This window comes from Pseudaestuariivita sp., assembly GCF_052825805.1.
Genome location: NZ_JBRBVB010000009.1, coordinates 176,222 through 197,603 on the forward strand (window position 1 = coordinate 176,222; position 21,382 = coordinate 197,603).

Consider the following 21,382-nt stretch of genomic DNA (forward strand, 5'->3'; position numbering starts at 1 on the left):
GCGCCTTTTGACATCTGCCACCCCGGTCATCGAAATCCGCGACCTCCACAAATCCTACGGGGACCTCGAGGTCATCAGAGGCGTGTCGATCACCGCCAACCGGGGGCAGGTCGTCTCGCTCATCGGCTCGTCGGGGTCCGGCAAATCCACGCTCCTGCGCTGCGCCAACCTGCTCGAGCACAGCCAACAGGGCGAGATCGTCTTTGACGGCGAGCCGGTCAGCTGGAAAGGCGCCGGCCTCGCGCGGCGCCCGGCAGACGCGCGGCAAGTCACGCGTATCCGCACAAACCTGTCGATGGTGTTCCAGCAGTTCAACCTCTGGGCGCATATGACCGTGCTGCAGAACGTGATGGAGGCGCCGGTGACGGTGCTGAAACGCGATCCGGCCGAGGTCGAGGCCAAGGCCCGCGACTACCTCGCCAAGGTTGGGATCGGCGACAAGGCCGACGTCTACCCCGCCCAGATGTCCGGCGGCCAGCAGCAACGCGCCGCCATTGCGCGCGCGCTCTGCATGGAGCCTCAAGCGCTGCTCTTTGACGAGCCGACCTCCGCCCTCGACCCAGAGCTGGAACAGGAGGTCGTGCGCGTCATTCGGGCGCTCGCCGAAGAGGGGCGCACGATGATCATCGTCACCCACGACATGCAGATGGCCGCTGACGTCTCGGACCACGTGGTGTTCCTGCACCAGGGCAAGATCGAGGAAGAAGGCACGCCTGCCCGCGTCTTTGGCATGGCGCAATCCGAACGCCTGCAGGGCTTTCTCAACGCGCGGCAGGCGTTATGACTGCCCGCATCAATCACTCAACAAAGATCACTCAACCAGACCACTCATCGCTAGGGAGAACACGATGAAAAAGCTGATCCTGACCACCACCGCGCTGGCCTTTGCCGGCACGCTTGCCCTCGCCGACGGCCACTCGGTCGTACGCATGGGCACCGAGGGCGCCTACCCTCCCTACAACTTCATCAACGACGCGGGCGAGGTCGACGGGTTCGAGCGCGAGCTGGGCGACGAGCTGTGCATGCGTGCCGAACTGACCTGCGAATGGGTCACGAACGAGTGGGACAGCATCATCCCGAACCTCGTCTCGGGCAACTACGACACCATCATCGCCGGCATGTCGATCACCGACGAGCGCGACGAAGTCATTGATTTCACGCAGAACTACACCCAGCCCGACCCGTCGGCCTACATCGCGACCTCGATGGACGTGGACCTCGAGGGCGGCGTGATCGCCGCACAGACCAACACCATCCAGGCCGGCTTCATCGCCGAGCAGGGCTGGACGCTGCTGGAGTTCGCCACCCCCGAAGAGACCATCGCCGCCGTGAAAACCGGCGAGGCCGACGCGGTGCTGGCGGACTTTTCCTACCTCGAGCCGATTGCCGCCGATGACGGCGATCTGATGATGCTCGAGCGCCGCGAGCTGATCGGCGGCGGCATCGGCATGGGCATCCGCGAGAGCGACACCGAGCTCAAGGAAAAGTTCAACGCCGCGATCCAGTCGATGAAAGACGACGGCTCGCTCAACGCGCTGATCGAAAAGCACCTGCCGGGCTCCGAGCTCTTCTAAACAAGACCGGTGGGAGCGTAGCTCCCACCAATTCCCATCCCTGCGACGGAAATTTCCTCCTGACTAAATTCCTGCTACCAGACAAATCCGAGGACGCTCACTCTGAAATTGAGGCGTTAAGATGGAGCAGTCTCAAACGTATTTTGGACAATAGGTTTGTAGCTTCGACGTATGTGTGGATCTTACTTCTCCCTATATTTCTGCGAGTTTCTCAAGAAATCCCTGCGTTCACTGTTATTTCACCCTTCAATGCAGAACCCGCGCTCAAAATTTACTTTGATATCCCATTCAATTGGATCGTTCTTTATTACTCTGCAATTTTTCTAGCTTTTGCCCGTCTACTATATTCAATTTTTTGCCCAGCTTTTTTAAGGCAATACAAAACATCATCTGAGGCACTAGCTGAAGGTTTCACTGCGACAATGCTAAAAGATGAAGCCGCAGACTATGCCGCCATTTACTTCAAGAATGCGTTGCCGCATCGGCTTAGCCAAGAAGGCTTTGAACTCGATGCGTTCCTAGACGAACTGCGTATCACCCGCAGAAGCTTGGAGCTGTCTGGAGACGAAACTGATACGGACCTCAACGATCTAATTGCTGGCACTCGGTTGCGCTCCATTCCAAGCGACGAGTCCCAATTTATTTTATTAGACGCGCAACCAGTCGTTCCGGCAGTATCCGTTGTGAGTACGGACAACAGATCAACTCACAACCTTATTTGGAAATTCCTCAGACTACAGGATGTAGCTTTTCGCCGAGTTCGTATTATGACCACTTTGCTGGTCATCATTGGCATAACCGCGGCCACTTACCCCTTTTTGCAAGGGCTCTTGTTTGTAATAACATATACTTCTTCCTAAATCTTCCGATTAGAGACGAAATTATTCTAATTTATTTGGGAAACACTTTTGAATATCTCTCTTGAAAACTCTATGTCTTGTCTCACAGCGCCCTACACAGAGATTAAATGATAAAGTTATCTATAGCGGTATTCTTCGCCAGCTTCATCGCCGTGTCGATCCCGCTGCATGCCAAGCTTGTCGATTGCCGCGACGTGGCCTCGGCGCAAATGTGCTGAGCGGCGTCAGGCGGCTTGGGGCGGCGCGCAGGCGCGGATGACGAGCGTGCGGAGCATGTGCGCGTCATAAAGCGGCATGGCCATCGCCTCTCCGCCTACCACCGAGACTGCGGGTGAGAGATAGCGCACGCCCGGCAGGGGCAGCGCGCAATGAGGGCCGACTTCAAGGCCGCGGCTGATGGGGCAGCGGGTGAGGTGTCCTTCGGCCAAAAGGTGCTCGGTCAGCGGATCGTAGCGGGACGTCGGCCCGGCGCCTGCGCAATTCACCACGAATCCGGTCTCGTGCACCCTCTCGTTGCCTTCCGCGTCGCGGATCACCACCCGCGCGCCTTCCGAGCCGTGCTCGATGCGCGCAACGGCGCCGGTGAGCATCCGGGTCTGGCCGGTCTCTTGCAGCCGCGCGAAATCGAGGATCGTGTCACGGGTCCCGCCCCTGAGCCAGAACCGCAGTGCCGCCGGGACGCGGCGGGCCTCATCGGGGTCGGTGACGTAGGTGCTGAGCCCGTGCTCGAGGAAATGGGCGCGAAAGCCGGCCCGAATCTCCCGCATCTCGTCGCCTTGCGCTTTGGCGTGTGCGATGGCCGCCTCGACTTCGGCAAGGAAGGGCGCAGCGGTGGCATGGCCTCGGGAGAGCACCGGCTCGGTCAGCTTGCGCGGCAGGCGCGGCACCAGCGGCGGCGGCACCATCCCGTCAGGCGCGCAGGCCACGAGACGGACGTCTGCGTCCGGCAAGTGGGACTGGCAGAGCCGCAGTGTGTCGAGCATCGAGGCGTTGCCGCCGACGCAGAAGATTTCGGCGCCCGCAGTGATGTGCTCGGCGATGCGCGCCTCGTTGCCAAAGAGCGTCGGCACCGCAAACGCGCCGTCGTCGCCCTCGATGCGCAACGTCGACGGGCCGCCGGGCGCGATGTCCACGCTGTCCGCCGTGACGGTGTCCCCTGATGCCAGCGTGAGGTGCAGGCGGCCTTCTGTTTCGTGCAGGGTCAGCGCGGTGTCCGTGCGGCGTTCGACCTCGACGCCGGTCGCCTCGAGCGCGGCGATGCGGGTGGCCACGCACTCTTCCATGTAGTCGCCATAGACCTCGCGCGGCGCGTTCACGCCGTAGAGGTCTTGCGCCGCGAGAAGAGGTTCTGCGGCGGCAAGCCAGTCGGGTTGGCGCCCCTGCATTCGGGCACGCAGGTCATCGAAATTGCGCTCGAGCCAAACGGCAAAGGCGGAATCGATGTCGTCCGCCGGGGAATTGAGCAGGTAGGAAAAGCGCCATGGCGCCTCATCGGTTGCGGCGTAGGCGACGCCGCGCCCGAAGGCGTCCGCGTTCGGGCCGATGAGCAGGATACGCGTGCCGGGCGCAAAGCGCGCTGCCTGCAGGAAGGCGAAGGCCGTGATCCCGTCGCCGACGATGGCATGCGTGCGGTGCGGCATGGTGCGTCCCCCCTTTTCGACCCTGTCTTGGCCCACGCTGGGCTCAGTCGCGCGCGGGCCTTCATGTCCTTGCCGCTGCGCGCAGGTCTGTCAACTGCGAGGCTGGTTTGCGCGCCGGGCGCTGGCATCGCGCGGCGATTGCGGTAGAGTTTCCGGGCAGAATCAACGGCGGGGCCGCGCCATCTTTTCGTTTTGTACCGATCCCGCCACGCTCGAGACGGCGCGCTGGTTTGCGTGCTACCTGACGACGGGCAAGCACCTGACGGCCTATTGGTCGTTTGTGACGGTGTTGGTGCTGCTCGCGGTCACGGCGCCGACGGCGCTACTGTTCGGCTTTGGAGGCGCAGTCGCGGCGCGGTCGGGTGTGGCGCCGGTGCGGTGGTTCGGAAAGGGCTATATCGCGATCGTGCGGGGCGTGCCGGACATCGCCTTTTTCCTCTTTTTCGTGATCGCGCTCGATCAGGGGTTCGAGTGGCTGCGCCATCAGGCGCTGTGTCCCGAGTGGACCGAGCCGATCCGGCAGGGCAACGACTTTGTGGTCTGCACCGAGGCCAAGCTGCCGCTGGGCAATGCGCCGCAATGGGTGCACGAGCTTTACGGGTTTGCGCTGGCGGTGCTGACCTTTGCCATCGTGTTCGGGGCCTTCGCGGCGAACGTTTTGTTCGGCGCGCTTCGGGCGGTGCCGAAGGGGCAGATCGAGGCGGCGCAGTCGTACGGGATGAGCGAGCGGCAGGCGTTCTGGCGGGTGCTTGTGCCGCAGATGTGGGTCTATGCGCTGCCGGGGCTGTCGAACCTGTGGATGGTGCTGATCAAGGCGACGCCTTTGCTGTTCCTGCTTGGCGTCGAGGACATCGTCTATTGGGCGCGCGAGCTTGGCGGGATCAAGACGTCGCGGTTTACGGATTACCCGCATGGGGATTGGCGGCTGTGGTACTTTCTCGCGCTCTTGGTGTTTTACCTTGGGTTCACCAAGCTGTCGGAGGTGGTGCTGGGCCGGCTGACGGTGCGGCTCAATCGCGGACAGGCGACGCTGGGAGACGCGGCATGACGTGCGCGCTCGTCCGCCCTCTCGGGCGGCCTCGCATGAGGTCTGCGCGATGAGCTGCTGGCAAACTGTGCAGGATTATGGGCTGCGTTCGCTGGGTTATGGTGAGCGGCTGCTGCCGCGCGAGGACATCACGCTCTGCGAGCAGTTCGTGCTGATCGGCTCGGGCATGATCTGGAACGTCTATTTCGGTGTGCTGGCGCTTGCAGCCGGGTTCGTGCTGGCCAATGCGGTGGCGCTGGCCAAAGCCTCTGCGCGGCGGCGTCTGCGCAAGCCTGCCGAGGCGTTCATCCTGCTGTTCCGGGGCTCGCCGCTCTTTATCCAGTTCTTTCTGGCGTATTTCATATTCCTGCGTCTTAAGGACGGGGTGCCCGGCACGGACTTTCTGACGTCTGCGGCGGCGGGGGCGCTGGTGGTGCTGTTTTTGAACACCGCCGCCTATTCGGCGGAGATCTTTCACGGGGCGCTCAAGTCGATTCCCAAGGGCGAGGTCGAGGCGGCGGACGCCTATGGGCTCGCGGGCTGGGCGCGGTTCCGGCGCATCCTTTGGCCGACGCAGATGCGGCTTGCTTGGCCGGCGTACACGAACGAGGCGATCTTTCTTTTTCATGCGACAACGCTGGTCTTCTTTACCGGCTTTCCGGCGCAGCGGCAGAGCGCGGATGCGCTTTACTATGCCAATTACTTTGCCGACCGGACGTTCAACCCGTTTGTCCCCTACCCGATCCTAGCGGGGTATTTCATTCTGCTGACGCTGGTGATCCTGGGTGTCTTCGGGCTGGTGAACCGGCGGCTCAATCGGCATCTGCCGCAGGAGGCGCGCCTGAAGATGCGGGCGCCGCGCGTGATGCTGCGGTAGGATTTGAGTTTATTTGGGAAGATGAAGATGGAGCCGGGCACGCCGCTGCGCATCGCGGCGCTTGATCTGAACGGGCAGTGGCGGGGCAAGCGGCTCGAGGGGGCTGCGGCCTGCAAGGGTGCGATCCGCATGCCGCTTTCGGCGCTGTCGGTCGACATCTTTGGGGAGGACATCGTGGGCTCGCCGCTGGTGTTTGCCAGTGGCGACGCGGACGGGGTTGTGCGCGCGACGGGGCGCGGGCCGGTGCCGATGCCGTGGCTGGCGCAGCCGCAGGCGCTCGAGCCGGGGATGATGGTCCGGGAGGACGGCACGCCCTTTGCGGCCTGTCCGCGGCAGGCGCTGGTGCGGGTGCTGGAGCGGTTTGCCGCGCGGGGCTGGCGTGTGACGGCGGGGCTCGAGATGGAGTTCATGCTGGTCGACGACAGTGGCGCCGCGCCAGTGCCGCCGAGAAACCCGCTGTCGGGGCGGCGGCTTCGCAGTCAGGAGATCTTGTCGGCGCGGCTCCTCGATGCGTTTGATCCGTTTCTGAGCGATCTGGCGGCGGGCGCCACTGCGATGGGGATCGATGTGGAGACGATCACCTCCGAAGGGGGCGCCGGGCAGTTTGAGGTCACGCTGAGCGCGGTGGAGGCGCTGCGGGCGGCGGATGATGCGGCGCTTTTCAAGGCGCTGGCGCGCGGGGTGGCGCGGCGGCACGGGGTGGCGGCGACGTTCATGGCCAAGCCCTATGCGGAAGATGCAGGCAACGGGATGCACGTGCATGCGTCGATCTGTGACGACGAAGGGCGGAATGTCTTTGATGATGGCTCGGCGGAGGGCTCGGGGTTGCTGCGGCAGGCCATTGCGGGGTGTCTGGCGTGCCTTGGGGATGCGACGCTGATCTTTGCGCCGCACGGCAATTCCTACGCGCGGCTGGTGCCGGGGATGCACGCGCCGACGACGGCGCAGTGGGGCTACGAGAATCGCACGGCGGCGCTGAGGGTGCCGGGAGGCAGCGCCGAGGCGCGTCGGTTAGAGCATCGCGTGCCGGGGGGGGATACCAACCCGTACCTCGTTATGGCTGCCGTGCTGGGAGGTGCGCTCGTCGGGATCGAGGATGCGCTGGTCCCGCCCTCGCCGGTCACCGGGAACGCCTATGAGACGGAGGCGCCGGGCCTTGCGGAAAGCTGGGAGGAGGCCGTGGAGCGGTCTGCCGCCTCGCAGCTGATGCGCCGTATCTTTGCGTCCGAGCTGGTGGAGACGCTGGTGCAAACCAAGCGGCAGGAGATTGCCCGCCTTGCGGACATCGCGGAGGCCGAGCGCTGGCAGGTGTGGCTGGAGACGGTCTGAGCCTTGCCGCCTCGCGGAGGGGCGACTATCACGGTCCTCAGGCAACCCCAGCGAGGCAACATGAAAATCGGACTACTCGTGGCGGGGCATGTGCCGGACGTGCTGGTGGCCGAGTTCGGCACCTATGGCGACATGTTCAAGGACTTCCTCGGCGGTCAGGGGTTCGACTTTGATGTCTATGACGTCGTGGATGGCGTCTTCCCGGCGAACGCGGAGGCCGCGGACGGGTGGCTGGTGACCGGGTCCAAGCATGGCGTCTATGACCCGCTTCCGTTTATCCCGGTGCTGATGGAGTTTATCGCCGAGATCGCGCGGAGCGGGCGGCCGATGGTTGGGATCTGCTTTGGCCACCAGGCGATTGCGCATGCGCTTGGGGGCAAGGCGGAGAAGTTCGACAAAGGCTGGGCCGTGGGGCGCACGGTCTATGACACGCCGGAGGGTTCGCTGACGCTTTATGGATATCACCAGGATCAGGTGACGCAAAAGCCGCCTCAGGCGGAGGTGATCGCATCGACGGCGTTCTGTCCGTACGCCGGGCTGCAATACGGAGACCATATCCTGACGCTGCAGCCGCACCCGGAGTTCGATGCCGCCTATGTTGAGGCGCTCTTGACGACGCGGGCTGTTGGCGTGGTGCCAGAGGATGTGGTCGAGACCGCGCGCGCAAGCCTGACGGAGGGCGCGACGGACGGGCGCGCCACGGCGGACCGGATTGCGCGTTTCTTCCACGCGGCAAGGGTGCAACGGGCATGACGGACTGGCTGCAATCGACGCCCGAGGCGGCGCAAAGCTATCTGGCCGGGCGCACGCTCGACGAGGTGGAGTGCATCATTGCGGACCTGCCGGGCATCGCGCGGGGCAAGGCGGTGCCGGCCTCGAAATTCGCGCGGCAGAACTCGTTTCACCTGCCGAACTCGATCTTTTTCCAGACGCTGACGGGCGGCTGGGGCGAGGCGGCGGGCGAGGAAGGCTTCACCGAACCGGACATGATCCTGAAACCGGACATGTCCACGGCGACGGCAGCGCCCTGGACGGGTGACTGGACGCTGCAGGTGATCCACGACGCCTTCACGCGCGAGGGTGTGCCGGTCCCCTTTGCACCGCGCAACGTGCTCAAGAACGTGGTCGCGCAGTACGAGGCGCTTGGCCTCAAACCCATCGTTGCGCCGGAGATGGAGTTCTTTCTCGTGGCGCGCAACACCGATCCGGCGCAGCCGATCACGCCGATGATGGGGCGCTCGGGGCGCCCTGCGGCGGCGCGGCAAGCCTATTCGATGAGCGCGGTGGACGAGTACGGTCCGGTGATCGACGACATCTACGACTTTGCCGAGGCGCAGGGGTTCGAGATCGACGGGATCACGCAGGAGGGCGGCGCGGGACAAGTGGAGATCAACCTGCGCCACGGCGATCCGGTCAAGCTGGCGGACGAGGTCTTTTACTTCAAACGGCTGATCCGGGAGGCGGCGCTGCGGCACGCCTGTTTCGCCACGTTCATGGCGAAACCGATTGCGGACGAGCCGGGCTCGGCGATGCATATCCACCACTCGATCCTCGATGCCAAGACGGGCGAGAACATCTTTACGGGGCCTCAGGAGGGCGAGACGGAGCGGTTCTACAACTTTATCGGGGGCTTGCAGGAGTACCTGCCTTCGGCCATCGCGGTGCTGGCGCCTTATGTGAACAGCTACCGGCGGTATGTGAAGGACCACGCGGCGCCGATCAACCTCAGCTGGGCAAGAGACAACCGCACGACGGGCATCCGCGTGCCGGTCTCGCCCCCGCAGGCGCGGCGGGTCGAGAACCGGCTGGCGGGGATGGATTGCAACCCCTACCTCGGTATCGCGGTGTCGCTGGCCTGCGGCCTTTTGGGGCTGGTGCACAAGTGCAATGCCGGCCGCGCCTATCGCGGCGACGCCTACGAGGAAGAGACCGGGCTGCCGCGGGATTTGGGCCATGCGCTCAACCTCTTTGACGCCTCGGACGCGCTGCACGCGGTGCTGGGGCCTGAGTTCGCGCGGGTCTATTCCATCGTGAAACGTGCCGAGTATGACGAGTTCCTGCAGGTGATTTCTCCCTGGGAGCGCGAGCATCTGTTGCTGAGTGTCTGAGGTGCCGGGCCGCGTGCTTTGGCGGAAGACCCCGGATCGGGTCCGGGGCGCGGTGTGCCGGTGACGGACCTTTTGACCGCCAACGATGCGCCGGGCGCTTATCCCGCCAGCTACTATGCGGCGACGGCGGAGACACTCGCGCCCTTCGCTCCGCTCAGAGGTGGCGCGCGGGCGGATGTCTGCGTCGTTGGCGGCGGCTACACCGGCCTTTCGGCTGCGCTGCATCTGGCGCAGGCCGGGCTGAGCGTCGTGCTGCTCGATGCACAGCGCGTGGGCTTTGGGGCCTCGGGGCGGAACGGCGGGCAGCTTGGCACCGGATGGCGCAAGGATCAGCAGTGGATCGAGGCGCGGCTGGGGCTCGAGACCGCCAAGGAGCTGTGGACAATGGCGGAGGAGGCCAAGGCGCTGACCAAGGCATTGGTGGCCGAACACGCACCTGAGGCGCAGTATAAGCCCGGGGTCGCCTATACATGTTGGAAGGCGGCGGACGTGCCGGACGAGCACGCCTATGCCGAGCATATGGCGCGGAGCTACGGCTATCACCGGATCGTGCCGCTTGACCGTGCGGCGTGCCGCGACCTCGTGCACTCGGACGCCTACCACGGCGGCATCCTTGACTGGGGCGCGGGCCACATCCACCCTCTGCGCTACGCCCTGGGGCTGGCGCGGGCCTGTGTGGCGGCGGGCGTGCGGATCTGCGAGACCTCGACTGTAAAGCGGATTACCCAAGGCGGGGAGGTGCGGGTCGAGACGGACGCGGGCCATGTGACCGCCGATCACGTAATTCTGGCAACCAATGGCTATGACGCGCTGCACCGCCAGGTGAAGGCGCGGGTCATGCCGATCAACAACTTCATCGGGGCGACGGAGCCGCTGGACGATCCCGCGCGGGTGCTGGCGCAGGATATCGCGGTCGCCGATTCCAAGTTCGTGGTGAACTACTTTCGTCTTTCCGAAGGGCGGCTGCTCTTTGGCGGGGGAGAGAGCTACGGCTATCGCTTTCCGCGCGACCTGGGGCGGGTGGTGCGCAAGCCGATGCTCGAGGTCTTTCCCCAGTTGCGGGACGTGGCGTTTACCCATGTCTGGGGCGGCACGCTGGCGATCACGGCGCAGCGCCTGCCGCACTTTGCCCGTTTGGCGCCGAATGTGCTGAGCGCGGGCGGGTTCTCGGGACATGGCGTGGCGCTCGCTAGTTTCGCCGGGAAGGTCATGGCCGAGGCAGTGACCGGAACGGCGGCGCGATTTGATGTGCTCGAACGGTTGCCGACAACGCCATTTCCGGGCGGCGGTGCGTTGCGCAGTCCGCTGTTGGCGCTGGCGATGACGTGGTTTGCGCTGCGCGACCGGATGGGTCTTTAGGCACTTGAGACATCGAGCGTTGCTCGGGGGCGTTTTGCGCCGCGCTTTAGGTATTTTTGAACCAGAGAAGCTTGGGGTTGAGACTATGGGGCCAATGTTTTAGATAATCGGAAACGTAATTTTGGAGTTTCCGAAATGACTGCTTTGCCGAACACCCATGACGCCGAGGCCATTCCCGAAGACGCGCGGGCGGAGGTCGATCGCCTTTTGCAGTCGGGCGACCTCTTTCGCTACACCGCGCCGCAGGACGCGCCGGTGGCGCTGCTGGAGGCGGAGTTCGCCGCGCTTTTAGGGGCAAAATACGCGGTTGCGGTGGCGTCCTGTTCGGCGGCGCTCTTTTTGTCGATGAAGGCGCTGGGCCTGCCGCGCGGGGCCAAGGTCCTGATCCCGGCCTTTACCTTTGCCGCTGTCCCCTCGGCGGTGGTGCATGCCGAGTGCGTGCCGGTGCTCTGCGAAGTGGGCGCCAACTACCGGATCGACCTCGACGATTTCGCGGCCAAGGTGCGGGGCGTCGATGCGGTGCTGATCTCGCACATGCGCGGCCACACGTCGGACATGGACGCGATCCTTGCGGGCGCTGCCGACGCGGGCGTGCCGGTGATCGAGGACGCGGCGCATTCGCTGGGCACGACGTGGAAAGGGCAGAATATCGGCACGCTGGGCGCTATGGGCTGCTTTTCCTTTCAGTCCTACAAGATGGTCAACGCGGGCGAAGGCGGCATCCTGATCACGGACGACGCCGACCTGGCGGCACGCGCGGTCATCATGTCGGGCGCCTACGAGCACAATTGGGCGAAACACCCGGTGCTGCAGGCGCCGTTCGCGCGCTGGCAGAACCAGCTGCCGCTTTATAATACGCGCCTGTCGAACCTCTCGGCGGCGATCATCCGCCCGCAACTGGCGCAGCTGGCGCGGCGCGTGGCGGACGGGCGGCGCAACCACGACCACGTCGCGGCACGGCTGAACGCGCTGCGTTGGATCGACGTGCCGGACGCCTTGCCGGGAGAAGAGCGGGCGCCGGATTCGATCCAGTTCAACCTCGTGGGCCTGACGGATGCGGAGGTGACGGCGTTTGTGCAGGCAACGGCGGAGGCGGGCATTAAGGTCCAGGTCTTTGGCCTTTCGAAAGACAACGCGCGCGCCTTCTGGAACTGGCAGTTCCTGAGCGATCTGCCCGAGCTGCCGCAGACGCGTGCGATGCTGCGCCGGGCCTGTGACGTGCGCCTGCCGGCACGGCTCACGCTGGCCGAATGTGACGCGGTCGCGGACATGCTGACGGCAGCGGTGATGCAAGTGATGCAGCGCGACGCGGCTTGACTAGCTGCGGTGAACGGAGAGGTGATCGTGCATCCAGGCATGGCGCGCGAGCATCGGCTCTGACACGTCACGGGTGATGATCCGGCGCAGCTTGCGCGCGACCTCGTAGGGGATGTCCTGCAGGATGCCGCGCCGCGCGATCACCGACACGGTGCGCGTGAGCGGCTGGAATGGCAGCGCGAAGACGTCGAGCGGCTCGGCGAGACGGCTGGCGCGGTTGAGCGCGAGCGGCGTCAGGATCGTCCAGCCCGCGCCAGAGCCGACCATCGCGAGGATCGCGTGGTAGCTGTCGAGCTCGAACCGTTGGGTCACGGCGAGGTTCTGGCGGACAAGGTGCGAGGCGATCTGCCGGCCCATGACGTGGCGCGACGTATATTGCACAAGCGGATGCGTTTGCAGCTGCGGCAAGAGCGGCGCGGCGTGGTCCAGGAGGCCCTGCGGTGCCGCCCCCACATAGCGCTCGGTCATCAGGCGGTGGACCTCCATCCAGTCGGCCTCTGCGCCCATCTCGGCAGCGACGATCACGTCAAGCGCGCGGGCGTCGAGCTGATCGTAGAGCGCATGGCTGGCGCCGGTGTCGAGCAGGAACTGCACATTCTTGAGCTCGCCGGCGATGAAAGACAGCAGCTGCGGCGTCACGTCGGCCTCGAAATCCTGGATCATGCCGAGGCGCAGGCGCGTCAGCGCCCCGAGGTTCCCGCGCGCGAGCTCGGCGCGGGCCTGTGCGGCCTCGTTGAGGATGGCCTGCGCGCGGCGGCGGAACGTCTCCCCGGCCGGGGTGAGCGACATCGGGCGCGCGTTGCGGTTGAGGAGCGAGACGCCAAGCGCCTCTTCGATGTTGGTGAGCTGCTGGGAGACGGCGGAGATGCTGGCGCCCAGACGGCGGGCCGCGGCAGAGATCGACAGCTCTTCGGCGCAGGCGACAAACACCTCGACCCCCCAGAGGGTTATCTTGCGCGGGGAGGCCGGCATGGGCCGGGCCTATTTGCTCATGCGGGAGAGCTTCTCCTGCAGGTCTGCCAGCTGCGCCTTGATGTCGTCGAGCCCCTCGTCGCCCTCGGATTTCGGCGCTGCAGAAGGCGTGCCGGGCCAGGTGCCCATGCCCCCGGCCATGCCGCCTGTCATCGCCTTCATGAAGGCTTCCTGCTGGGCCTTCATCGCCTCGAAGCCGGGCATGGAGGACATCGGGTTCATCGCGCCCATATTCTCCATCATGCGGGACTGGCCGTCGCGCAGCATGTCGAACGACATCTGCAGAAAGTCCGGCACGATGGTGGTCGCCTGGCTGGTGTAGCTGCGCACGAGGTCGGTCAACACGTTGATCGGCAACACGTTTTCGCCGCGGCTTTCGTGTTCCGCGATGATCTGCAAGAGGTACTGGCGGGTCAGGTCGTCGCCGGATTTGAGGTCGACAATCTGCACCTCGCGCCCGTCCCGGATAAACCCGGCGATGTCCTCGAGCGTGACGTAGTCGCTGGTTTCGGTGTTGTAGAGCCGGCGGCTGGCGTAGCGCTTGATCAGCAGCGTGTCACCGGATGTCGCGCCTGTTTTCGCGCCTGCCTTAACCATGTGCTCGCTCTCCCCATGCTGCACCGTGGCGAAAGCCTAAGACAGGTCCGTGCAAAAAGAAAGAGCAGACCCGAAGGCCTGCTCGATCTGGCACCACCCTGGGAGGAGGAGGGGGCGGTGCGTTCTGGTGCGCCGATTACTTGGCAGTCGCGGCTTTCTTGGCGACGGCGGTCATGTCTTCGGTGGCTTTCTTCATGGCTTTCGAGGTGTCCTCGGCCACGTCCTTGCCAGCCGACATCATTAGCTCGACGGTGTCCATTTGCACTTTCTTCGCGATCTCGGCGAAGGCGGCCATGTGCTCGGCGGCGGTTTCGGCTTGTGCCGAAGCAAAGTCGGTCATCGCCTTGGCGTAGTCAGCCGGCTCGGATTTGACTTTGGCGATGTCGCCCATCTTGGTCAGGGTCTCTTTGGTCCACTTGGCCGAGATGTCAGCCGATTTCTCAGCTGCGTCGAGGGCCACGTGCGAGAGTTTCTCGTTGAGCGTGGCGGTCGATTTGAAGGCGTCTTCCATCGCTTTGGTGTCGACGGGGAATGCGCCCATCATGTCCTTGAGGATCGCGCTCATGTCTTGTGTCTTGGCAGCCATTTCTCAGCTCCTTTTTCAAATTCCGTAGCGACAGAGTGTTTTCTGCGTCTGCACCCCAGATACGTGCTGCGCCGCAGCAATTCAAGGGGTGATACGTTTGCAAGTGCAGAAAAATGCGCGTTCCAATAAATTTGCCCAAGGGACAGGCAAACCCGACCTAGTGGTAGGTTGAGTGCCTCACGCGACCGCCGCTGCCTTGATCTTCACATACGAGCCCGGAGCGGCCTCGAGCACTGGGTGGTCCTCGTCGCCTGGTGTGCGGGCGCCGACCATCTTGCCGGAACGCGGCGCGATCCACGCCTCCCAGCGCGGCCACCAGCTGCCCTCGTGGAAATCGGCGTCCGCTTGCCAGGCGTCCTGGTCGCCGCTGAGGTCCTCGTTGGTGTAGTGACCATATTTGACCTTGGTCGGCGGGTTCACGATCCCGGCGATGTGGCCCGATTCCGACAGGACAAACGTGCGGTCCTTGGACCCGAACTGTTGCAGGCCCGCGTAGACCGAGCGCCACGCGGCGATGTGGTCGGTCTCGCACGCGATCGAGATCACCGGCAGCGTCACATCGCTGAGGTGCACGCGCTCGCCGAGGATTTCCATCCCCTCCCCCACGAAGGTGTTCTCGCGGCAGAGGTCCTTGAGGTACTGCATGACCATCGCGGCGGGCAGGTTGGCCCCGTCCCCGTTCCAGTAGAGCAGGTCAAAGGCGGGAGGCGCCTCGCCCATCATGTAGCTCTTGATCGCGGGGGTGTAGATCAGGTCGTTCGAGCGCAGGAACGAGAACGTCCGCGCCATGATCATCGAGCGCAGGATGCCGTGCTCGGCCACCTCATCGCCGATCCCGTGGTAGAAATCGTCCTGCAGAAAGGGCGTGAACTCGCCCTGGTCGGCAAAGTCCGTCAGCGCGGTAAAGAAGGTCGCCGACTTGATCGAGCGGTCCTTTTTCTTTTTCAGATACGCCAGGGTCAGCGCCAGCGTCGTGCCGGCAATGCAGTAGCCGATGGCGTTGATCTGCTTTTGGCCGGTGATTGCCTTGACCTGATCGATGGCCTCCAGATACCCGTCCTTGACGTAGTCATCCATCGTCACGTCCGCATACGACGGATCCGGGTTGATCCAGCTGACGACGAAGAGCGTGTAGCCCTGATCCACCACCCATTTGATGAACGAGTTCTTCTCCTTGAGATCGAGAATGTAGTATTTGTTGATCCACGGCGGGAAGATCACGATGGGCGTTGCGTGCACCTTTTCGGTGGTGGGCGTGAACTGGATCAGCTCCATCATGCGGTTGCGGTAGACCACCTGCCCCGGAGTGGTGGCGATGTTGCCGCCCACCTCGAACGCGGTCTCGTCCGCCAGCCGCACGAGCAGCTCGCCCCGGTTCGCCTCGATGTCCGACACCAGGTTCTCGAGCCCCTTGAGGAGCGACGCGCCCTCCGTCTCGACCGCCTTTTCCAGCGCATCGGGGTTGGTGCCGAGAAAGTTCGTCGGCGCCATCATGTCCGCGATCTGGCTGGTAAAGTACCGCAGCCGCGTCTTTTCGGTGGCGTCGAGGTGATCGAGATCGGCCACCGCCGCATTCATCGCGTCCGCAGCGGTCAGGTATTGCCGCTTGATGTAGTTGAAATAGGGATGCGTCTGCCAGAGCGGGTTGGAAAACCGGCGGTCCTTTGGGCCGGGGTCGTCGGGCGCCTTGAGCTGCCCTTTGGCCAGCGCCTGCTGCGCCTCGTAGTAGGTCTTGACCGCATCACCCCAATAACGGACCTGGTGCTCCCACATCTTGGCCGGATCCTGCATCCAGGTCTGCCAGTATGACGTCGCGGCCTCCGTCCAAAGCGCCGGGTCGGGCCCGCCCAGCGCCGGATTGACCGGGTCGCGCGCGCCCAACGCCTTGATCATCCGCTGCGAGAGATCCTCGATCTTGTCGACATTGGCCTGAAGTCGCTCGAGTTTGCCGTCCGCCTCCGCTTTCGGGTCTGCGCCAACTTTTCCGTCCGAAGGTGTCTCAGGAGTTGTCATGTCGATTTTTTCCGAGTAGCGTTGCCGCAGCGCAGCATTAGGGATGCTTGCACTAACTACTGTCACACAAGGCAGAATGGCCAGTGTACCTGCACGCATAGCGGCCATGCACGGCATAATTGTGCCTATGTTTTGTGCGACCGCAGTCAGGTCCGGTTTGGCGATGACGCCGGACCCGTGGCCGGGAAAGGACACCACATGCGCTTTATGATCCCCTACGATGTGATGGAGACGGTCCGCAACACCAACCAGTGGCTCGGTGCCTCGGCCAAGACGCTGGGCGCCTACCCGATGTTCGCGCCTTTTCCGAACCCGGCGCTCAGCTGGCTCGCCGCCTGGGGCGAGGTGACCGAACGCACGTTCGACCGCATGGTGACCAAACCCGGCTGGGGCATCCGCTCGATGACCGGGGAGGACGGCAAGGACCACGTGGTGCAGAAATCCGTGGTGATGGAGCGCCCGTTCGGCGATCTGCTGCATTTCGATGTGCTCGGGCGCAAGCCCAAACCGCGCAAGGTTCTGCTGGTCGCGCCAATGTCGGGCCACTACGCGACCTTGCTGCGCTCCACGGTCATGTCGCTGATCCCCGACTGCGAGGTCTACGTCACCGACTGGCACAATGCGCGCGACATCCCGGTCTCTGCCGGCACGTTCGATGTCGAGGACTACACGCTTTACCTGGCCGATTTCATGCGCCACCTCGGCCCCGAGGTGCATGTGATCGCCGTCTGCCAACCCGCGCCTCTGGCACTTGCCGCGACCGCCTACCTCGCCGAAGAAGAGCCGGAGGCGCAGCCCGCCTCGCTGACGCTCATCGGCGGCCCGATCGACCCGAACGCCGCGCCCACCGAGGTCACCGACTTTGGCCATTCGGTGACGATGGGCATGCTTGAAGAGACGATGATCCAGCGCGTCGGGTTCAAGTACAAAGGCGTCGGGCGGCTGGTCTATCCGGGCCTTCTGCAGCTGGCGTCCTTCATGTCGATGAACAGCGAACGGCATGCGAGCGCATTCACGAACCAGATCTCCGCCGTCGCGCGCGGCGAGGCGCATGATTTCGACAAGCACAACAGCTTCTACGACGAGTACCTGGCGGTGATGGACATGCCGGCGGAGTTCTACCTGTCGACCGTGGACCGCATCTTCAAGAAGGCCGAGATCGCCGCCAACACGTTCACCGTGCGCGGCAAACCCGTGGACATCGGCAAGATCACCACCGTTGCGGTCAAGACCGTCGAAGGCGCCAAGGACGACATCTCGGCCCCCGGTCAATGCGTCGCCGCACTGGACCTTCTGACCGGCCTGCCGGCGTCGATGAAGGCCAGCCACCTCGAGCCGGACGCCGGCCACTACGGCATCTTTGCCGGCAAGAGCTGGCGCAACAACATCCGGCCCCTGGTGCTCGACTTCATCGACAGCAACAGCCGCAAGGCGCCGAAAGCGGCGAACACCAACTCCGCCGCCTGAGCCCGGCGTCACCTGTGGAGGGGGCCAGCCCCCGCCCTTCGGGCCCCCCGGAGTTTATCTGGGAAGATGAAGCTGGAACTCCAGTATCTTCATCTGGCCAAGGGCTCCGCCCGTTCACAGGCGAAACGCTCCACTGGAGCGTTTCCGGGAAACCTGCTCACTCCCCGCCGGAGGCTCCCGCAGATGGGGCCGCGGTGCGGTTTAAAGACTATGTGCCTGGCTTTCCTGCTTTTGCAAATACTGCGTCGATCATCGCCTGAGTACCGCGGGAGAATTCGAGCGGGCTTGGGTAGGCCGTGCCGTCTTGCACGGTCCGGGTGAAGTTCTCGACTTGCGCGACGTAGTGGTTGATCGCGGGAAAGCGCGCGACCTCGGTCGTCGTCCCGCGGCTGAGGTGCAATTCGGCCTGGCCGAAGACCTGCGGGTTGAACGGCGCTGTGAGGCGGAGGACGCCTTCGGTGCCGTGAAAGGTCATCTCTTGCCTTGGGTGCATCCGCATGGACGTGACGGCGTGGTAGCGGAACGAGGGGAACTGCGCGCAGACGCGGGCCCAGATGTCGACGCCGTTCTCCCAGGCGATCTCGGCGTGCGTGATCTCTTCGGGCTCCTCGCCGGTCACGAAGCGGGCTGATCCGTAGGTGTAGACGCCGATGTCGGGGATGCCGCCGCCGCCGGTTTCGGGGGTGTTGCGGATGTTGCCGGGATCACCGCTGTTGTCGTAGCTGAAGACCCCGTCGACCTGCACCAGCTTGCCGATCGCGCCGTCCTGCACCAACTCGCGTGCCCGCTGCCACTGCGGGTGGTGCACGATCATGTAGGCTTCGGCGGCGAGGAGGCCGGACCCATCACGTTTGGCAATCACCGCATCGAACTCTGCCGCCTGCATCGCGAGGGGCTTTTCCACGAGGACGTGCTTGCCGGCGTCCAGCGCCTTGAGCGTCCAGTCCACGTGCAGGTGGTTCGGCAGCGGGATGTAGACCGCGTCGATCTCCGCATCCGCCAGCAGCGCCTCGTAGGTGTCGTGAACGCGCAGCCCCGGCGCGAAAGCCTGAAATGGGGCTGCCTTGTCCGGGGAGGACGTGGCAAGCGCTGTCAGCTCTCCGCCGCGCGCTGCGTGGATCGCGGGCGCCATCTGTTCGCGCGCAAACCGCGCCGCGCCGAGGATGCCCCACCTGAGATGTTCTGCCACTTTGTGCCTCCCGCATAAAGAAAGGGCGATCCTGCAACGGACCGCCCCGGGAGGAAACCCTTGATTTGCGTGCGTTTATGCGCTGGCGAGCATACCCTGCGCCTTGGCCAGTTCGCGCATCTTCTTTTGCAGCTTTTCGAAGGCGCGCACCTCGATCTGGCGGATGCGCTCGCGGCTGACGTCGTATTCCGACGACAGGTCCTCAAGCGTGATTGTCTGGTCGCTGAGGCGGCGTTTGACCAGGATGTCCTTCTCGCGGTCGTTGAGGACCTCCATCGCCTGCGCAAGCAGCTCCCGGCGGTAGTCGAGCTCGTCCTTGGCCTCGTAGTCGCCGGCCTGGTCCGCGCTCTCGTCCTCGAGCCAGTCCTGCCATTGCATCGTGCCTTCGCCCTCGGAGCCGACGGTGGCGTTGAGCGAGGCGTCCCCGCCCGACATCCGCCGGTTCATCGAGATCACCTCGTCCTCGGTCACTCCAAGGTCGTTGGCGATGCGTGCAACATTCTCGGGACGCAGGTCACCCTCCTCGAGCGCGCCGATGCGGTTCTTGGCCTTGCGCAGGTTAAAGAAGAGTTTCTTCTGTCCCGACGTCGTGCCCATCTTGACCAGCGACCACGAGCGCAGGATGTATTCCTGGATCGAGGCGCGGATCCACCACATCGCGTAGGTCGCAAGCCGGAAGCCCTTCTCGGGATCAAAGCGTTTGACGGCTTGCATCAGGCCGACGTTCGCCTCGGAGATCACCTCCGCCTGCGGCAGGCCATAGCCCCGGTATCCCATCGCGATCTTGGCGGCGAGGCGTAGGTGCGACGTGACCATCCTGTGGGCGGCCTCGCTGTCCTGCTCCTCCACCCAGCGTTTGGCGAGCATGTACTCTTCCTCCGGCTCGAGGAGCGGAAACTTGCGGATATCCTGCAAGTAACGGCTGAGGCCCGCTTCGGGGCTCGGCGCCGGAAGGTTGGCATAATTGCTCATGTCTCGTCCCTTTCAGATCGGGCGGCTGATCAGGTCAGCGGCTAATGTAACACCCGTTAACATACCATGTAGGAAGCGTATGGGGTGTCTTCAAGCATCTTCGTTACGTCTTCGTTAACAACGTAAACACATCATTCGTTGCGCTATGCAATGCACGGCACCGTGATATCACGCACAGGTGAGGATGTATTTCAGACTTCTGTGCGCAGGTGCGCAATTAGGTCGCGCAAATCCTGCGGGTCCGGCGCTTGAAAGCGCAAAGCGTCTCCGGTCACCGGGTGGGTAAAGCCCAGCTCGGCGGCGTGCAGCGCTTGTCGGGAAAATCCCTGAACGTCCGCGCGCAGCTTGCGCCGCCCGCCGTAGACCGGATCGCCGATCAGGCCGTGACCGGCATGGGCCAGATGCGCGCGGATCTGATGGGTGCGCCCAGTCTCGAGCTGGCACGCCACAAGTGCCGCGCCCCCCAACCGCTCGATCACCTTGAGGCGCGTCACCGCGTGACGTCCGCCCTCGAAGGTCACCGCCTGCCGTTGCCGGTCCGTGCGGTGGCGCGCGAGGCCGGACGTGATCTTGACCACGCCGCCCGGCTCGACCGAAACGCCGCGCACCCCGATCAGCCGCGGATCGCCTACATCCGGCACGCCGTAGCACACCGCCCTGTAGACCCGGTGCGCGCTATGGGCGGCAAACTGCGCCGCCAGTCCGTGGTGCGCCGCGTCCGTCTTGGCGATCACCAAAAGCCCGCTTGTGTCCTTGTCGATGCGGTGCACGATGCCCGGGCGGCTCACCCCGCCCACCCCGGACAGCGCGCCGTCGAAATGGTGCAGAAGCGCGTTCACCAGCGTGCCCGATGGCGTGCCGGGCGCGGGGTGCACGACCATGCCGGCGGGTTTGTTCAACACGATCAGCGCATCATCCTCGAAGGCGATGTCGAGCGGGATCGCCTCCGCCTCCATATGCGAGGGCGCGGCCTCGGGAAGGTCAATCTCGATCACAGCCTCCGGCGCGGGCCGCGCCTTGGCGTCGGTGACCACCGCACCGTTCATTCGCACCGCACCCGCTTCGAGCAGCTTGGCCAGACGCGAGCGGCTGAGGGCCGCCTCCTCTGGCACATCGCGGGCAAGCGCCTTATCAAGGCGCGGCTGCGGCGCGGCGGAGAGATGAAAGGTAAGGCGGGTCATGGACGGCAAGGACCTGGCAGAGGCGGACAGCGGCGCGGTCGATCCCGGCACGCTGAGGTTTCTCAAAGTGCTGGTGGGCACGCTCACCGCGGTGATGATCCTTGGCCTCATAGCCATCGTCGCGCTGCTTGTCATCCGGCTTGGCCCCGCACCTGCGCCCACCCTTCCGGACGCCATCACCCTGCCGGACGGCACCACGCCCCTCGCCGTGACCTACGGAGCGGGCTGGTACGCGGTCGCAACCGACGAAGCGCTCTTGATCTACGGGACCGACGGCACGCTGCGCCAGACGGTCGAGATCAACCTGGAATGAG

The 21,382-nt window shown here is 64.4% G+C and carries 20 protein-coding genes; 12 read left to right on the top strand and 8 right to left on the bottom strand.

The window, feature by feature from the left end; translation table 11 throughout:
* Positions 1-7 precede the first annotated feature (7 nt).
* The 3 genes from ACU0B3_RS11325 to ACU0B3_RS11335 all read left to right on the top strand — a co-directional run bounded on the left by ACU0B3_RS11325 (position 8) and on the right by ACU0B3_RS11335 (position 2,434).
* Complete coding sequence (locus ACU0B3_RS11325; protein ID WP_446260961.1) at positions 8-784, top strand: ABC transporter ATP-binding protein; 777 nt, start codon at positions 8-10, stop codon at positions 782-784.
* Positions 785-848: 64 nt separating this feature from the next.
* On the top strand, positions 849-1,574 hold the full coding sequence (locus tag ACU0B3_RS11330) for a transporter substrate-binding domain-containing protein (RefSeq protein ID WP_446260962.1): 726 nt from the start codon (positions 849-851) through the stop codon (positions 1,572-1,574).
* Between the two features lie 143 nt (positions 1,575-1,717).
* Positions 1,718-2,434, top strand: coding sequence for a hypothetical protein (locus ACU0B3_RS11335; RefSeq protein WP_446260963.1), 717 nt, complete (start codon positions 1,718-1,720; stop codon positions 2,432-2,434).
* A gap of 224 nt (positions 2,435-2,658) precedes the next feature.
* Here the strand turns inward: ACU0B3_RS11335 and ACU0B3_RS11340 are convergent, their stop codons facing one another.
* Complete coding sequence (locus tag ACU0B3_RS11340) at positions 2,659-4,074, bottom strand: FAD/NAD(P)-binding protein (protein WP_446260964.1); 1,416 nt, start codon at positions 4,072-4,074, stop codon at positions 2,659-2,661.
* Between the two features lie 181 nt (positions 4,075-4,255).
* Here ACU0B3_RS11340 and ACU0B3_RS11345 point away from each other — a divergent pair, with 181 nt between their 5' ends.
* The 7 genes from ACU0B3_RS11345 to ACU0B3_RS11375 all read left to right on the top strand — a co-directional run bounded on the left by ACU0B3_RS11345 (position 4,256) and on the right by ACU0B3_RS11375 (position 12,091).
* Positions 4,256-5,122 carry an ABC transporter permease gene (locus ACU0B3_RS11345; RefSeq protein ID WP_446260995.1) on the top strand — a complete coding sequence of 289 codons (867 nt, stop codon included), beginning with the start codon at positions 4,256-4,258 and terminating at the stop codon, positions 5,120-5,122.
* A gap of 49 nt (positions 5,123-5,171) precedes the next feature.
* Positions 5,172-5,978 carry an ABC transporter permease gene (locus ACU0B3_RS11350; protein WP_446260965.1) on the top strand — a complete coding sequence of 269 codons (807 nt, stop codon included), beginning with the start codon at positions 5,172-5,174 and terminating at the stop codon, positions 5,976-5,978.
* Positions 5,979-5,999: 21 nt separating this feature from the next.
* Entirely contained in the window at positions 6,000-7,307 is a 1,308-nt protein-coding gene (locus tag ACU0B3_RS11355; RefSeq protein ID WP_446260966.1) for a glutamine synthetase family protein, read from the top strand.
* Between the two features lie 60 nt (positions 7,308-7,367).
* Positions 7,368-8,060 carry a glutamine amidotransferase-related protein gene (locus ACU0B3_RS11360; RefSeq protein WP_446260967.1) on the top strand — a complete coding sequence of 231 codons (693 nt, stop codon included), beginning with the start codon at positions 7,368-7,370 and terminating at the stop codon, positions 8,058-8,060.
* Positions 8,057-9,415 carry a glutamine synthetase family protein gene (locus ACU0B3_RS11365; RefSeq protein WP_446260968.1) on the top strand — a complete coding sequence of 453 codons (1,359 nt, stop codon included), beginning with the start codon at positions 8,057-8,059 and terminating at the stop codon, positions 9,413-9,415. Before ACU0B3_RS11360 ends, ACU0B3_RS11365 begins: the two co-directional genes overlap by 4 nt.
* Before the next feature lie 60 nt (positions 9,416-9,475).
* Positions 9,476-10,774, top strand: coding sequence for an NAD(P)/FAD-dependent oxidoreductase (locus ACU0B3_RS11370; protein WP_446260969.1), 1,299 nt, complete (start codon positions 9,476-9,478; stop codon positions 10,772-10,774).
* A 135-nt stretch (positions 10,775-10,909) separates the two neighbouring features.
* Positions 10,910-12,091, top strand: a complete 1,182-nt coding sequence (locus tag ACU0B3_RS11375; protein WP_446260970.1) for a DegT/DnrJ/EryC1/StrS family aminotransferase — start codon at positions 10,910-10,912, stop codon at positions 12,089-12,091.
* On the opposite strand, the gene ACU0B3_RS11380 is transcribed toward ACU0B3_RS11375, so the two are convergent.
* From ACU0B3_RS11380 to ACU0B3_RS11395, 4 genes are all read right to left on the bottom strand, one after another.
* The gene (locus ACU0B3_RS11380) at positions 12,092-13,063 is read right to left on the bottom strand and encodes a LysR family transcriptional regulator (protein ID WP_446260971.1); all 972 of its coding nucleotides are present in this window, start codon (positions 13,061-13,063) and stop codon (positions 12,092-12,094) included.
* A 9-nt stretch (positions 13,064-13,072) separates the two neighbouring features.
* On the bottom strand, positions 13,073-13,660 hold the full coding sequence (phaR, locus tag ACU0B3_RS11385; RefSeq protein ID WP_446260972.1) for a polyhydroxyalkanoate synthesis repressor PhaR: 588 nt from the start codon (positions 13,658-13,660) through the stop codon (positions 13,073-13,075).
* A gap of 136 nt (positions 13,661-13,796) precedes the next feature.
* Complete coding sequence (locus ACU0B3_RS11390; RefSeq protein ID WP_446260973.1) at positions 13,797-14,246, bottom strand: phasin family protein; 450 nt, start codon at positions 14,244-14,246, stop codon at positions 13,797-13,799.
* 177 nt (positions 14,247-14,423) lie between these two features.
* Entirely contained in the window at positions 14,424-16,259 is a 1,836-nt protein-coding gene (locus tag ACU0B3_RS11395; protein WP_446260974.1) for a PHA/PHB synthase family protein, read from the bottom strand.
* 198 nt (positions 16,260-16,457) lie between these two features.
* Between ACU0B3_RS11395 and phaZ the strand changes: the two genes are divergently transcribed.
* The gene (gene phaZ, locus ACU0B3_RS11400) at positions 16,458-17,726 is read left to right on the top strand and encodes a polyhydroxyalkanoate depolymerase (protein WP_446260975.1); all 1,269 of its coding nucleotides are present in this window, start codon (positions 16,458-16,460) and stop codon (positions 17,724-17,726) included.
* Positions 17,727-17,934: 208 nt separating this feature from the next.
* Here the strand turns inward: phaZ and ACU0B3_RS11405 are convergent, their stop codons facing one another.
* The 3 genes from ACU0B3_RS11405 to ACU0B3_RS11415 all read right to left on the bottom strand — a co-directional run bounded on the left by ACU0B3_RS11405 (position 17,935) and on the right by ACU0B3_RS11415 (position 21,068).
* Positions 17,935-18,915 (bottom strand): Gfo/Idh/MocA family protein, encoded by a 981-nt coding sequence (locus ACU0B3_RS11405; protein WP_446260976.1) that lies wholly within the window; start codon positions 18,913-18,915, stop codon positions 17,935-17,937.
* Between the two features lie 75 nt (positions 18,916-18,990).
* On the bottom strand, positions 18,991-19,887 hold the full coding sequence (rpoH, locus tag ACU0B3_RS11410; RefSeq protein ID WP_446260977.1) for an RNA polymerase sigma factor RpoH: 897 nt from the start codon (positions 19,885-19,887) through the stop codon (positions 18,991-18,993).
* Between the two features lie 191 nt (positions 19,888-20,078).
* A complete protein-coding gene (locus tag ACU0B3_RS11415) occupies positions 20,079-21,068 on the bottom strand; it encodes a pseudouridine synthase (RefSeq protein WP_446260978.1) in 990 nt (329 codons plus the stop codon).
* Between ACU0B3_RS11415 and ACU0B3_RS11420 the strand changes: the two genes are divergently transcribed.
* Positions 21,067-21,381 (top strand): DUF6476 family protein, encoded by a 315-nt coding sequence (locus ACU0B3_RS11420; protein WP_446260979.1) that lies wholly within the window; start codon positions 21,067-21,069, stop codon positions 21,379-21,381. The two genes, ACU0B3_RS11415 and ACU0B3_RS11420, sit on opposite strands and share 2 nt — an antisense overlap.
* Position 21,382 lies beyond the last annotated feature (1 nt).